Source organism: Kitasatospora sp. NPDC059577, from assembly GCF_042735475.1.
GTDB lineage: Bacteria > Actinomycetota > Actinomycetes > Streptomycetales > Streptomycetaceae > Kitasatospora.
Map to the genome: position 1 here is coordinate 1 of NZ_JBHWBZ010000033.1, position 13,147 is coordinate 13,147.

At 75.7% G+C, this 13,147-nt stretch carries 10 protein-coding genes; 5 read left to right on the forward strand and 5 right to left on the reverse strand.

The genetic code is table 11. The annotated features are described in order from the left end of the window. Window positions 1-294 precede the first annotated feature (294 nt). From ACFV0O_RS23995 to ACFV0O_RS24005, 3 genes are all read right to left on the reverse strand, one after another. On the reverse strand, window positions 295-1,152 hold the full coding sequence (locus ACFV0O_RS23995) for a hypothetical protein (protein WP_380345132.1): 858 nt from the start codon (window positions 1,150-1,152) through the stop codon (window positions 295-297). Window positions 1,153-1,419: 267 nt separating this feature from the next. Further along, window positions 1,420-1,569, reverse strand: coding sequence for a hypothetical protein (locus tag ACFV0O_RS24000; RefSeq protein WP_380345133.1), 150 nt, complete (start codon window positions 1,567-1,569; stop codon window positions 1,420-1,422). Between the two features lie 32 nt (window positions 1,570-1,601). After that, window positions 1,602-3,803 (reverse strand): bifunctional lysylphosphatidylglycerol flippase/synthetase MprF, encoded by a 2,202-nt coding sequence (locus ACFV0O_RS24005; RefSeq protein WP_380345135.1) that lies wholly within the window; start codon window positions 3,801-3,803, stop codon window positions 1,602-1,604. Between the two features lie 310 nt (window positions 3,804-4,113). Here ACFV0O_RS24005 and ACFV0O_RS24010 point away from each other — a divergent pair, with 310 nt between their 5' ends. Further along, entirely contained in the window at window positions 4,114-5,019 is a 906-nt protein-coding gene (locus tag ACFV0O_RS24010; protein ID WP_380345136.1) for an oxidoreductase, read from the forward strand. A gap of 156 nt (window positions 5,020-5,175) precedes the next feature. Here the strand turns inward: ACFV0O_RS24010 and ACFV0O_RS24015 are convergent, their stop codons facing one another. Continuing rightward, window positions 5,176-5,595, reverse strand: a complete 420-nt coding sequence (locus tag ACFV0O_RS24015; RefSeq protein ID WP_380345138.1) for a MarR family winged helix-turn-helix transcriptional regulator — start codon at window positions 5,593-5,595, stop codon at window positions 5,176-5,178. A 59-nt stretch (window positions 5,596-5,654) separates the two neighbouring features. Here ACFV0O_RS24015 and ACFV0O_RS24020 point away from each other — a divergent pair, with 59 nt between their 5' ends. The 3 genes from ACFV0O_RS24020 to ACFV0O_RS24030 all read left to right on the forward strand — a co-directional run bounded on the left by ACFV0O_RS24020 (window position 5,655) and on the right by ACFV0O_RS24030 (window position 8,489). Next, window positions 5,655-6,452: an alpha/beta fold hydrolase gene (locus ACFV0O_RS24020; protein WP_380345140.1), complete on the forward strand. Its 798-nt coding sequence runs from the start codon at window positions 5,655-5,657 to the stop codon at window positions 6,450-6,452. Window positions 6,453-6,631: 179 nt separating this feature from the next. Beyond that, window positions 6,632-7,606: a GlxA family transcriptional regulator gene (locus tag ACFV0O_RS24025; protein ID WP_380345142.1), complete on the forward strand. Its 975-nt coding sequence runs from the start codon at window positions 6,632-6,634 to the stop codon at window positions 7,604-7,606. A 136-nt stretch (window positions 7,607-7,742) separates the two neighbouring features. Beyond that, window positions 7,743-8,489, forward strand: coding sequence for an MBL fold metallo-hydrolase (locus tag ACFV0O_RS24030; RefSeq protein WP_380345144.1), 747 nt, complete (start codon window positions 7,743-7,745; stop codon window positions 8,487-8,489). Between the two features lie 32 nt (window positions 8,490-8,521). Here ACFV0O_RS24030 and ACFV0O_RS24035 read toward each other — a convergent pair whose 3' ends face one another. Next, entirely contained in the window at window positions 8,522-9,520 is a 999-nt protein-coding gene (locus ACFV0O_RS24035; protein WP_380345145.1) for a trypsin-like serine peptidase, read from the reverse strand. Between the two features lie 257 nt (window positions 9,521-9,777). On the opposite strand from ACFV0O_RS24035, the gene ACFV0O_RS24040 reads away from it, so the two are divergent. Next, on the forward strand, window positions 9,778-13,029 hold the full coding sequence (locus ACFV0O_RS24040; protein WP_380345147.1) for a BTAD domain-containing putative transcriptional regulator: 3,252 nt from the start codon (window positions 9,778-9,780) through the stop codon (window positions 13,027-13,029). The last annotated feature ends 118 nt before the right edge of the window (window positions 13,030-13,147 follow it).

The window sequence follows — 13,147 nt, forward strand, 5'->3', positions numbered from 1 at the left end:
CCCCCCCCCGCCCCCCGCCCCCGCCGCGGCGCGCCGCGCCCAAGCGTGTCGTCTCCTCCTCCCGGCCCGCCGTTTCCCGGGCGAGGCCAGGTGCCGTGCCGGCGCGGCGAGTCGGTGCGTCGCCGCACCACCGGGCGCAGCGCGCGGGCGCGTTCCCGCCGAGGGCACCGCCAGGCCGCGTCCGCCGTCCCCGCGCCGCACGGGCGCACCGGACACGTACGAACAGCCACCCTGACGCGTGAACGGCCACCGCTTCCGGCCGTGTCGAGCCTCGTCGCCCCCGTGCCCGATGACTCAGTGGGAGCCGAGGTCCCACCGGCCGTTCGCCAGGTCGAGCGTCGCGGTGTACCGGGCCCGCTCCGGTGGCATCACGCCGAGGTGCCACCGCTGCGACAGGGGGGACAGCTTGACGGTCACCATGTCCCCGGAGGCGGTTCCGACGTTTCCGATCCAATGGGGGTTCTCGCCGAGCAGCCGTTCCGGCAGCGCGTTCTCCGGCTCCGGAACCCGCACCGACGGGACTCCACCGGCCTCGATCAGAGCGGAGCCGGCCAGCAGGGCCAGCATGCGGCCGAGGAGCGACGCGGGCACGGCAGCGTCCCGCGACTCCACCAGCAGGTAGCAGTCGTCGTGCCCGGAGAGGGAGAAGCGCGACTCCGCGAGGTGGGGGAGGACCGGCTCGTTGCCGAAAGCCGTGCCGATGACCAGGGCGAGCTCGTCGAGCTGCGCGGGGGTGGTCCCCGACGGCACGTCGACCAGAGCCAGTTCGTAGGGTGACCAGGTGGCGCCGAGGAACCGGGGCAGGCTGCTCCGGTCCATCACCAGGAACTCCTCGCTCAGCCCGATGGAGACGCGGGCCCACGCCCCGAGCCGGTGGACGGTGCAGTCGACCCCTTGCTCCGCCGCGATCAGCGAGGGCCTCCACTGCCGGTCGTCCTCGTCCAGGAAGCTGTTCGTCCCCAGGTTCACGACGACGACCGTGTCGTTCGCCGTGCGGGTGAGCACGTCGATCAGCTCTCCCGCACGAGCGGCGGCCGCGCTGATCATCCATGAGCCGTCGGCCTCGCCGACACTGAAACTCAGCGGAAACGGCAGGCACTTCACACCGACACAGTTGGTGCTGAACGCCCCGCTGGAGTCCACCTGTATCACTGCCGCATCCCCCTCGTGAACTCGCCCGTGCTCAGGCCCGCGCAGGCCATCATCCACTGCCTCGACCCGCCCTGGTGGAACACCCGGGCGCCCCGAACCCGGGTGAACTGCCGTACCCGCTCCCGGGGATGCTCCCGGTTCGGAGACGCGGCCCGCGGCCGGTCCGTCGGTCCGTCGGTCCGGCGTCAGTCGGCGGCGCGGCCGGCGTTCACGGCCGGGTCGAGGCGACCTGGTCCTGGTGCTGTTCGAGCCAGGTCCGCCGGGCGTTCAGTCGCGCGTGCGCGGTGTCCGGGCCCGGACGGTGTACAGCTCCGTCGCCAGGACGCTCAGGGTGGCCGGCAGGAGCCGGTCAGGGCGGGCCGGGCGGACCTGGTGGAGTTGGTCCCAGGCCGCGCCGACGGCCCGTTCCGGTGCCACGGCGGGCTCCGCCACCGTGCCGGATCCACGGTTCAGCCGTGGTGCGCCGGGACCCTGAGCAGGTCGCGAACCGTGGCGGCGGGCATGTAGCAGCGGAGCAGGGCGAGGCCGATCCTCGGCAGGTCGGCCTCGTCGCGGTAGAGCAGGAACATGGGCTCGTGGCGGGGCTGGAACTTCGCCTTGAAGGCGTGCAGCGAGCGGAAGCCGTAGTACGGCTCCATGGTGCTGCCCAGCTGGTCGAGGATGCGGTCGAGCACGGTCGGCGCTTCGGCGGCTCCGCTGCGGGCCAGCGGCGCGCCCGAGAGCGAGAGGAAGCGCGCGCCGTCGTCGCGCAGCGCCATGCAGCTGGAGGCGATCATGAACTCGACCACGGGCCGGAAGCCGTCCCGGCGGCGCATCATGTCGAGCGTCCAACCGCGGGGAGCCCCGTCGTGGTCGTAGACCGGCATCCAGGACGTGACGCCGTAGAGGTGGCCGTCACCGTCCATCGCCAGGCCGACCCGCATCCGCGGGTCCAGGGCCTCGTCCACCCCGCCGAGCGTGAAGCCCATCTCCGGCAGGCCCTTGTCGCCGACCCATTCCTCGGAGATCGCGCGGACCTGCGACTGGACGGGGCGGGGCTGTTCGGCGAGTGCGCCGAGCCGGTACTCCACGCCGTCCTTCCCGGCCCGGTTCAGCGCGGTGCGCACGTCCTGCCACGCCTTGCCGCGGAACTCCAGGTCGGGCAGGTCGATGACGGTGTCCTCGGCGACCTGGACCGAGCGCCAGCCCAGGGCGCCGGTCGCCTCGGCGGCCTGCGCGGTCGCGGAGAACAGGCAGGGGACCAGCCCGGATCGGTCGCACATGTCGGCGAAGCGGGTGATGGTGCGGGCCCGGGTCCGCGCGGCGCCCACCGGGTCGCCGAGCGCGACGGCGACGCCGGCGTGCACCCGGTAGGCGAGATAGCCGTCGTCCCCATCCCCGCCCTCGTCCCCGTCGTCGTCGGGGAAGAAGTAGGAGTTGTCCCGCCAGGTGGTCATCCACGAGAGGTTCCCGCCGCCGTGGCGCACGAGCAGGTCCGTCGCCCGTTCCTGCGGGTCGGCGTCCGCGGCCGGCCCGACGGCGCCCGAGGGGTGTCGGCCCGGCCGGTGCGGGCCGCCGGGCGGGGTGCGGAGGCGCACCCGGCGGCGCGGACGCCCGGCCCGGAAGGCCTCCCGGCCCGCCAGCAGGACGACGGCCTCGGCGGTCCACAGGATCGCGGCGGGCACGAAGACCGCCGCCCCCGTGACCGTCACCTCCTCGCCCAGGATCCGGCCGACCACGTAGGCCACCGCGACGAGCAGGCCCAGCAGCACGTTGGCGAGGCAGAGCAGCAGGCTCCAGCGCCAGGCGACCCGGCGCCCGCCGCGCAGCCCGTTGACCAGCAGGGCGATCAGCACCAGGGAGATCAGGAGCTGCCAGCCCGACCCGCCCTCGCCCGAGGTGTTCCCGAGCGGACCGCGGCTGGGCGACAGCCGGACCACGGTCTGGATCGCCGCGAGGAGGACCAGTCCGGCGACCGCCAGCAGCCGCCACTCCCGGCGGCTGAGCCGGCCGGAGGTGGGGGCCGCGCCGGGCACCTTCAGCCACCGGGTCGCGATCAGGGCGCCGGCGACGGCGATCGCGTGCTCCACCTCGACGAGGCCGCCGACGTAGAGCAGCCACACGGTGACGTACGTGAGCAGGCCCATCCGCAGCCGTTGCCGCCACGGCGAGGCCAGGGCGGCGGAGGCCAGCGCTCCCGCGCACAGCCCGCCCGCCGACAGGCCGACGTCCACCGCGCGCGCCTGCTCCCTGGCCCAGGCCCAGTCCGTGTGGCGCAGCACGAGGAACAGCAGGGCCGCGAGCAGTGCCGCGCCGAGCTGGCCGAGGACCGTCGCCGCCGCGGCCCAGCGGGTTCCCAGGCGGGCCTCCGCGAGCCCGACGAGCAGGACGACCGCGAGCAGGACCAGCAGGTAGTCGGCGGGTGTCGCGCACAGTGGCGACCCGGTGATCAGGGTCCACCAGCGCCCGGCCTCGAACGAGGGCAGGCCGTACGCGACGTCGGGGTACCAGGAGCGATCCGAGACCGGGTGCCACAGGCCGCCGACGGACAACCCCACGAGCAGGATCAGCGCAGCCGTTCCGGCCGTGAACGGCAGCCGCCGGACCGTCGAGGCCGCCGCGACCGCCACGGTCTTGGCGCGCCGTTCTGCCGGGGCGGTTTCTGCGGGCACCTCGCACCTCCGTGCCGGTGGTCGCGCCGGGCCGGTGCGCGACCCGGCAGCCCCTCACACAGCGTAGGTCAATCCGTCCAACTCCTCCTGGCGGAGCGGCTGTCGGCGAGGTCGGGCGCGGGAGCGGGGAGGCGGGGCCGGCCGTGACGGCGCCGCGCGGTGCGGCCGGTCGGCTGCGCCGGTCCGTCGTGCCGCGGTGCGGGTCGCATCGTCCTCAGGGGCCCGCCCGGGCGCCCGTCGTGGCGGGGGCGTGCGAACACGCGGCAATGTTGTCATTGACAACATGACGGGGTCCGGGCAGCCTGGGGGCATGAGCGCATCACACAGCAAGTGGACCGCCGCGGACCTCCCCGCGCAGACCGGCCGCACGGTCGTCGTCACCGGAGCCACCAGCGGAATCGGCGCCGTGACCGCCCGGGAACTCGCCCGGGCCGGCGCCCACGTGGTGCTCGCCGTCCGGGACACCCGGCGCGGCGAAGCCCTCGCCCGGGGCCTGCCGGGCAGCACCGAGGTGCGGCGACTGGACCTCGCCGACCTCTCCTCGGTCCGCGGGTTCGCCGCGGGATGGCACGGCCCGCTCGACGTCCTGGTGAACAACGCCGGCGTGATGGCGATCCCCGAGGCGCGCACGGCCGACGGCTTCGAGAGGCAGTTCGGCACCAACCACCTCGGCCCGTTCGCCCTCACCAACCTGCTGCTGCCGCAGATCACCGACCGCGTCGTCACCGTCGCCTCCAACGCGCACCGGCGACCGGGCGTGGACATCGACTTCGACGACCTCGACTCGCGCGGGTCCTACCGCCCCTGGCGGGCCTACCAGCAGTCCAAGCTGGCCAACCTGCTCTTCACCAGGGAACTCCAGCGCCGGCTCACCGAGGCCGGCTCCGCCGTCACCGCGCACGCCGCCCACCCCGGCTACGCCGCCACCAACCTGCAGAGCGGCGCCGCCGGCGCCGGCCAGCGGCTGATGATGGCGATCGCCAACCGCCTGGTCGCCCAGTCGCAGGAGCAGGGAGCGCTGCCCTCGCTCTACGCGGCCACCCAGCCCCTGCCCGGGGCCAGCTACACCGGACCGGACGGCCGCGGCGAGCTGCGAGGCTTCCCCGCCCCCGCGCAGCTCAGCCCCCACGCCGTCGACGACGCCAGGGCCCGCCGCCTGTGGGACGTCTCCGAACGGCTCACCGGCGTGGGCTTCCCCACGACCCTGAGTCGCTGACGGCGGGCGCCGGTCCGACCGCGGCTCCCCCCGCGGGGCCGCGCGTCCGCGGCTGCCGTCCGGGCCGCGACCGCGCCGACCGCACCTGACCGCCCGTCCGTGCCGCGGTGGTGGGCGGCCGTCGAGGCCCGGTGGGGGTGTGCCCGCCGGCCCGTCCTACGCGTCCGGTTCCTCGGTGAGGCGTCGGAGGAGGCCGAGCAGGGTCGTGCGATCCGCCTCGGGCAGCGCCGCGAAGCAGTCGGCGAGGACGCCGTCGGCGACCTGGTGGCCGGCGGTCAGGACCTGCTCGCCCGCAGGTGTGAGGTGGTGCTCGATGCGTCGGCCGTGTCCCGGCCGGCGTTCGACGAGGCCCTGGGTCGTGAGGCGGCCGACGAGCGCGCCGAAGGCCTGCTCGGTCTGGAAGGTCGCCGTGGCCAACTCGCGCCCCGAGGCGCCGGGTGCGCGGCTGATCGCGCGCAGGGCGTCCCACTGGGCCAGTGTCGTGCCGACGTCCGAGAGCGCGCTGTCGAGCGCCCGGTGCTGTCGGTACTGGGCCTGCTTGACCGCTCTGCCGAGTTCTTGCAGCTCATTACGCATGCGTCGAGTCTATGCCAAACGAAACTAGCTTATATAAACATCATTAGTTACCCTGAGGCATGCCCACCGACACAGCAGCCGTGTACGCAGACCTGCCCCTGACCCTGACCGAGGCCGGAACCGGCAGGCCGGTCCTCGTCCTGCACGGAGGCGGCGGCCCCGCCACCGTCGCCGGCCTCGCCCGGCACCTCTCCGGCCTCGCTCACACCATCACCCCGGTGCACCCCGGCTGGGACGGCACCCACCGCCCCGGGTGGCTCACCGGCATCGACGACCTCGCCCTCGCCTACCTGCACCACCTGCACGACCGCGCCCTGCGCGACGTCCTCGTCGTCGGCTCCTCCCTCGGCGGATGGACAGCCGCGGAGATGGCCGTACGCGACACCGCGGGAATCATCACCGGTCTCGTCCTGATCGGCGCCGTGGGCGTGCAGGTCGACACGGAACCGATCACGGACTTCTTCGCCCTCGACGCCCGCAGCGCCGCGGAGCACTCCTGGCACGACCCGGACCGGTACCACGTCGACCTCGCCGACGTCCCGGCCGAAGAACTCGCGCGCAGGCAGGCCAACACGGCGACCGTGCGCCTCCTCGCCGGCGACCCCTACATGCACGACCCCAAGCTGCTGCGCCGGATCGGACGCGTCCGGGTGCCCACCCTCCTGCTCTGGGGCGCGAGCGACCGCATCGTCACACCCGCCTACGGCGCCGCGTACGCCGAGGCCTTCGGCAACGGCCGACTGGAGGTCGTCCCCGAGGCCGGCCACCTCCCGCAGATCGAACAGCCCGACGCCACCTTCGCCCTGATCGACGCCCACCTCCGCCGGACGGGCACCGCTTCCCCCGACGCCGGGTAGCGGTCGCGCCCGGGGCCGGGACGTACCGGCCCGGGAGACGGCGGTCCGGGGCGGGTGGATCCGTCCTCCCGCGTCGGCCGGCGGTGCGCCGGACCGGCCGGATCCGGTGCTCCTTGATGGCCCGATGTGACAGATCCTGGTCATTGCGGCCGTGGCCGGCCGGGCGGAATGATCAGGGCATGCCCCCACCGCACCGTGTCGTGATCGTCGCCTTCCCCGGCATCGAGCTGCTGGACGTCACCGGCCCGGCCGAGGTGTTCTCCGTCGCCACCCGAGTCGCCGGAACCGACCGGCCCGGCTACCACGTGCAGATCGCAACGGCCGACGGCGGTCCGGCGGTCACCTCCAGCGGCGTCCGGCTGATGGCCGACCTGGCCCTCGACGAGGTGTCCGGCCCGATCGACACCCTGCTGGTGTCGGGGGCGGTCGAGATCGCCGACGGCGGCGTGGAACCGGTGATCGACCGTGAAGTCACCGACTGGCTGCGCCACGGGGCGTCCCGCGCCCGGCGGGTCGGCTCGGTCTGTGCGGGAGCGCACGTGCTGGCCGCCGCCGGGCTGCTCGACGGCCGGCCCGCCACCACGCACTGGCTCACCGCGGCCCGGCTGGCCGCCGACCACCCCCGGGTCCGGGTCGACCCCGACCCGATCTTCATCCGGGACGGGCAGGTGTGGACCTGCGCCGGCGTCACCTCCGGGATGGACATGACGCTGGCCATGGTCGCCGAGGACCACGGCCAGGACCTCGCGCTCGCGACCGCCCGGATGATGGTGATGTACGTCAAACGCGCCGGCGGGCAGAGCCAGTTCAGCGTGCCGCTGTCCGTCCGGAGCTGCGAGGACGACCGGATCGACGAACTGCGGATGTGGATCGCCGAACACCTCGTCGAGGACCTCTCCCTCGAAGCCCTCGCTGCCCGGACGCACCTGAGCGTGCGCCACTTCACCCGGCTGTTCCACCAGCGCACCTCCACGACACCGGCCGCCTACGTGGAGGCGGCCAGGCTGGAGGCCGCCCGGCGACTGCTGGAGGACAGTCACCGGAGCCTGCCGGAGGTCGCCGCCGCCAGCGGCCTCGGCTCCGTGGAGACGCTGCACCGCGTCTTCCGGCGGCGGCTGGGCACCACCCCGGCCGAGTACCGCCGGCGCTTCTGACCCGCCCGCCCCTGCCCCCACCGCCCCTCACCTGCCCCCGCAGCCCCCGCCCGCCCCCTTCCGCCGGCACCGGCGAAGGGCCGAGCTCCGCCGTGCCCGCACGGCGCGGCACCGCCGCACATTCCGGAGGAGAGCCATGTCCCGCACGAAGGTCGTCCCGATCCCGGTCATGGGCCGGCACGCCGTCAACGCCTACCTGCTGCTCGGCCGCAGGCCCGTCATCGTCGACGCCGGAACCCCCGGGAGCGGCCGGAAGATCCTCGACGGGGTCACCGCCCACGGCGTCGACCCCGCCGACGTCTCACTGATCGTCATCACCCACGGCCACATCGATCACTTCGGTGCCGCCGCCGAACTGCACCGGCTCACCGGCGCGCCCGTCGCCGGCCACGTCGCCGACCTCGGGCCGTACCGGTCCGGCCGGGTCCGCGAACCGTACCTGCCCACCGGTCCGATGGGCCGCCTCATGGCCCGCAACAGGAACCTCCACGTCCGGGCCGAGCCGGTCGAACCCGGCGTGCTCGTCCGCGGCGAGACGAGCCTGGAGGACTTCGGTGTCGCGGCGCGCATCATGCCCACCCCCGGCCACACCGCCGGATCGGTCTCCGTCCTCACCGACGACGGGGACCTCGTCGCCGGTGACCTGGTCGCAGCCTCCTTCATGGGCCTGATCCCCGGCAGGCCCGCCAACCCGCCCTTCCACGACGACCCCCGGCAGAACCTCGCCAGCCTCCGCCGGATGCTCGCCCTCGACCCCACCGCCCTGCACGTCGGTCACGGCACCGCGCTCGACCCGGACCGGGTGCGGCGGTGGGCGGAGAAGGAACACGACCGCCTCGCACGGCTCGACGCCGCCGGCCGCCTCACCACCCGCGGCGAGTGACGCGGCGTCCGGACGCGGCGTCCGGCCCGGACTCAGGAGGCCGGGCCCGCGGGCGGTGCGCCGGTGGTCGCGGCGTCGTACAGGGCCCGGGCGGCGGAGCCGAAGTAGGCGCTGTAGGACACCTGGGGGGTGTTGCCGCCGATGTGGTAGCCGCCGATCACCCCGATCACCGCCCAGCCGCCCGGCCACGGCACCAGCATCGGCGCCCCCGAGGTCCCGCTCACGAAGCCGTCGCAGGCGATGCGCTGGAAGGTGCCCGGGTCGGCGGGGTCGTCGCCGACCCACCGGGTGGTCCGGCCGAGGCACTCCAGCGGCTTCTGCGCGCGGCTCGGGTACCCGATCATCCGTACCGGCGCGTGGACGTACCCGGAGTCGGTGAGCAACTCGACCGCGCCGACCGCGTCCTGGATCCGCCGCCCGTCCTGGCCGGCCTCGGTCACCGCGAACCCGAAGTCGTACGCGGCCCCGGCGTGCGGGCCCCGGTCGTAGTACTCCTGCGGGACGTGGACGCCGTTGGTCCTGACCGGGAAGACGCCGAACGGCGCGAGCCCGTCGTGGTACTGCGGAACGAACCCCAGGTGCCGCTTGGGGGAGGTGCCGGAGTACCCCGAGAGGCAGTGCCCCGCGCTCAGCACCAGGTCGCGGCCGGGGCTGCGCACCACGGAGCCGCTGCAGCTCCGGCCCGTGCCCCCGGCGTCGGTCCAGAAGAAGGCCCCGACCTGGGGGATGCCGTCGAAGCTCCTGCTCGGGGGCGTGACCTCGCCGGGCAGCGGCCCGTCCGCGGTGGCCGGCGCGGCGCGTCCGGTGTCGCCGGGCAGCGCGGCCGCCATCCGGGCCGCGGTCCAGTACGCGCCGAGCTGCCGCGCGTCCGGAGCGCCCGTGTCCGGACCGCCCGCGTCCGGTGCCGCGGCGGAGGCGGTCGGGGCGGGCCCGGTGCCCAGGACCAGGGCGGCTGCGACGGCCGCGGCGTGCCTGATGACCCGTGTCCTCGTCGGCGACGAGGCGGACTTGCCCGCGGGATGCTGTGACATACCCGCAGTGTCGGGTTCGGGCGGGGTGCGGGGGCGGACACCCTTCGCGATCTTCACTCGAAAAGGTGAAGGGCGTGGGCGTGTACGGCCGACGGTCCGGCTCGTGCCGCCTCGGCGTCCGAGGAGGACGAGCACCGGCCGCCGTCGGCGGTCGCGCCGGGCCGTGCCCCGCGGATCCGGCCCGGCGGGACACCGGGATAATGATCTTGGATGTCGGCTGGTGCTGAGCGGGGGCGGGCGGGGTGCGGATCAACGTCATGGGGCCACTTCAGGTCGTACGGAGTGCGGACGGGTCGGCGTCCGGGGTCGGCGGGGCGCGGCTTCGGCTGCTCCTGGTCCGGCTGGCCCTCGACCCCGGGCGGGTGGTCACCCGGGAGCGTCTGGTGGACGACCTCTGGGGGGACACCCCGCCGGAGGAACCGGCCGGCGCCCTGCAGTCCCTGGTCTCCCGGCTCCGCCGGGCACTGGGCGACGACCGGGCGGTGATCGGCACGCACCCCGCCGGGTACCTGCTCGACCTGCCCCGCAGCAACGTGGACGCCTGGGACTTCGAGCAGCGGGTCGCGGCCGGGCGGGCGGCGCTCGCGTCGGGCGGGTTCACCGACGCGGTCGCCCTGCTGGACGGGGCACTGGAACTGTGGCGGGGAACGCCCTTCGCGGACGCCGAAGGCGCGGGGTTCGTCGCGGCGCCGACGGCCCGGCTGACGGAGCTGCGGCTGTCGACGGTGGAGGAGCGGGCCGACGCCCTCCTCGCCCTCGGCGCGCCCGGCCCGCTGCCGCGCCTGGTCGCCGAACTCACCGGGCTGTGCGTCGCGCACCCGCTGCGCGAGCGGGCCGCCGTCAGGCTGATGCGTGCACTCCACGCGGACGGGCAACAGGCGGCGGCGCTGGAGGTGTTCGAGCGCACCCGGCGGGCACTGGCCGAGCACCTGGGCGCCGACCCGTCAGCCGAACTGCGGGACGTCCACCTGCAGGTGCTGTCCGGCGGGACGCCGCCCACACCGAGGCCGACCCCCGCCACCACCGCGGACCCGGCCCGGCGTACCGCCCTGCCCACCTGGCTCACCGGCCTGGTCGGCCGCGACGAGGCGCTGACGGCGATCCGTGAACGCCTGCACCGCTCCCGCCTGGTGACGCTGACCGGGCCGGGCGGTGTCGGCAAGACCCGGCTGGCGGTCGCGGCCGCGACGGCCGCACCGCCCGCGACGGACGTCCTGCTCGCCGAACTCGCGGGCGCCGCCGGACCGGACGCGGTGGCCCGGGCCGTGCTGGCCGTGGTCCGCCGCCCGGCGGACACCGGGGTCGCGGCCGGCGGCCTGCCCGCGGGCGGTCAGGCCGGAGATCCCGTCGACCGGATCGTCCGAGCCCTGGAAGAGCGTGCGGACCGTGCGGTCCTGCTCGTCCTGGACAACTGCGAGCACCTGATCGAGGACGCGGCCCGGCTGGCCCACCGCCTGCTGGCCGCCGCGCCCCGGCTCACCGTGCTGGCCACCAGCCGCGAACCGCTCGGCGTCACCGGCGAGGTGCTCTGGCCGGTGGCGCCGCTCGCCGTGCCCGAACCCGGTGGCACCGCACAGGAGGCACTGGCGCACCCCGCCGTCGCCCTGTTCACGGAGCGGGCCGCCGCGGTCTGCCCCGGATTCTCCCTGGACGACGACACCGTCGAGCCGGTCGTCCGGATCTGCCGGGAACTGGACGGCCTGCCGCTGGCCCTCGAACTGGCGGCGGCCCGCCTGCGGGCCCTGAGCCCCGGGCAGGTCGCGGCCCGGCTGCACGACCGGCTCCGGCTGCTGGACAGCGGCTCCCGCACCGCCCCCGACCGGCACCGCACGCTGCGCGCCGTCATCGGCTGGAGCTGGGAGCTGCTCGACGAGGACGAGCGCGTCCTGCTGCGACGGCTCTCCGTGTTCGCCGGCGGGGCCGCCCTGCCCGACGCGCACCCGGTCTGCGCCGGGCACTGGCCGGGTGGCTCGGCGCCCGACCCGACGGCCGTGGAGGACCTGCTGGCGTCCCTGGCCGACAAGTCCCTGGTCGCGGTCGTCGGCCGGGAGACCGGCGCGGTGCGGTACCGGCTGCTGGAGACGGTCCGCGCGTACGCCGCCGAACGGCTCGTCGAAGCCGGCGAGGCCGACGCGACCGCGGCGGCCCACCTGCGCCGGTTCGTCGAGCTCGCCGAGACCGCCGAACCCCGGCTGCGGACGGACGGCCAGATCGGCTGGCTGGCGCGCCTCGACGCGGAACAGGGGAACCTGGACGCCGCGCTGCGCCGGGCGGTCGTCGTCGGCCCACCGGAGCACGCGCTGAGGCTGACGGCCGCCCGGGCCTGGCCCTGGCTGATGCGCGGTCAGAGCCGGGAAGCCGGCGAGTGGACGGCGGCCGTCCTCGCGGCCCACGGCCGCACCCCGCCGCCCGGTCTGGAGCAGGTGCACGCCCTGTGCGTGATCCTGCTGCAGCTCACCGCCCCGCTCCGGGAACCCGGCGACGCCGTGGTCCCGCCGGAGGCGACGGGTACGGCGCTGATCACCGCCCAGCAGGCCGATCACCCGGTCGCCCTGGCCGCCGCGCTGCTGCTCGCCATGGCGGGCCCGCCGGACGCGGTCGGCACGACGGCGCAGCGGTACGGCGAGCACCCCGACCGGTGGACGCGGGCAGCCGCCCACCTGGTGGCCGGCCGGATCGAGCTGGGCGAGGGCCGGATCGGACCCGCCGAGCACCGCCTGCGGACCGCAGTGGACGGCTTCCGGGCCGTGGGCGACCGCTGGGGGCTGGCCATGGCGCTGGTCACGCTGGCCGCGCTGCTGTCCGTCACCGGCGCGGCCGACGAGGCGCTCGCCGCCCTGACGGAGGCCGGTGAACGGGACGCCGAGACGGGCGGCCGCGGCGAGGCGCCGCTGGCACTGCTGCTGTCGGGCCGGCTGCGGACGCGCCGCGGCGAACCGGCTGCGGCCCGGTCCGACCTGGAGCGCGCGCTGGCCGCCGCCGACCGCGCCCGGGACCCCCACCTGCAGGCCGCCGTCCACTACGCGCTCGGTGAACTCGACCGGCGCGTCGGCGACTTGGACGCGGCCCTGCGTGGCCAGCAGGAGGCGCTGCGGCGGCTGGAACGGCTGCCCGCGACCGGCCCCGGCGCCCCGGCGCGGCTGCACCTGCTCGCCCTGCTGCACAGCGGCCTGGCCCGGATCCGGCAGCGGCGCGGCACACCGGACGCGGCCGGCCCGCTGCACCGCCGCGCCCTGGAGCTCGCGGCGGACAGCGGCGACCGGCCGGTGCGGGCGGACGTGCTGGAGGGGTTCGCGGAGCACTGCCTCGCGCTCGGCGAGGCGGCCCGCGGTGCGGCGGCGCTGGGCGCCGCGTACGGCCTCCGCGGGGCTCACGACGCGGGAGATCCGGAGCTGCGGGCCGTCCTGGACGGCTGCGCCGAGATGCTCGGGGAGCCCGGCTTCCGGGCCGCCTGGGAGCGTGGCCGGGCGTTGTCGAGGCCGGAATCGGCGATCCTGGGAGCAATCTGACGATCCGTCAGGAGTGGGCCTGCGCCTGCCGCGCCCCCCCCGGGGGCGGGGGGGCGGCGGGGGGGCCGCGCGCACCCCCCCCACCCGCCCGGGGGGGGGGGGGCCGCCCCGACCCGGG

Bases quoted from the DNA above. Each gene is read 5' to 3' on its own strand.
- ACFV0O_RS24030 (WP_380345144.1), top strand. From the start codon at position 7,743: ATGTCCCGCACGAAGGTCGTCCCGATCCCGGTCATGGGCCGGCACGCC.
- ACFV0O_RS24025 (WP_380345142.1), top strand. From the start codon at position 6,632: ATGCCCCCACCGCACCGTGTCGTGATCGTCGCCTTCCCCGGCATCGAG.
- ACFV0O_RS24040 (WP_380345147.1), top strand. From the start codon at position 9,778: ATGGGGCCACTTCAGGTCGTACGGAGTGCGGACGGGTCGGCGTCCGGG.
- ACFV0O_RS24035 (WP_380345145.1), bottom strand. From the start codon at position 9,520: ATGTCACAGCATCCCGCGGGCAAGTCCGCCTCGTCGCCGACGAGGACA.
- ACFV0O_RS24015 (WP_380345138.1), bottom strand. From the start codon at position 5,595: ATGCGTAATGAGCTGCAAGAACTCGGCAGAGCGGTCAAGCAGGCCCAG.
- ACFV0O_RS24010 (WP_380345136.1), top strand. From the start codon at position 4,114: ATGAGCGCATCACACAGCAAGTGGACCGCCGCGGACCTCCCCGCGCAG.
- ACFV0O_RS24020 (WP_380345140.1), top strand. From the start codon at position 5,655: ATGCCCACCGACACAGCAGCCGTGTACGCAGACCTGCCCCTGACCCTG.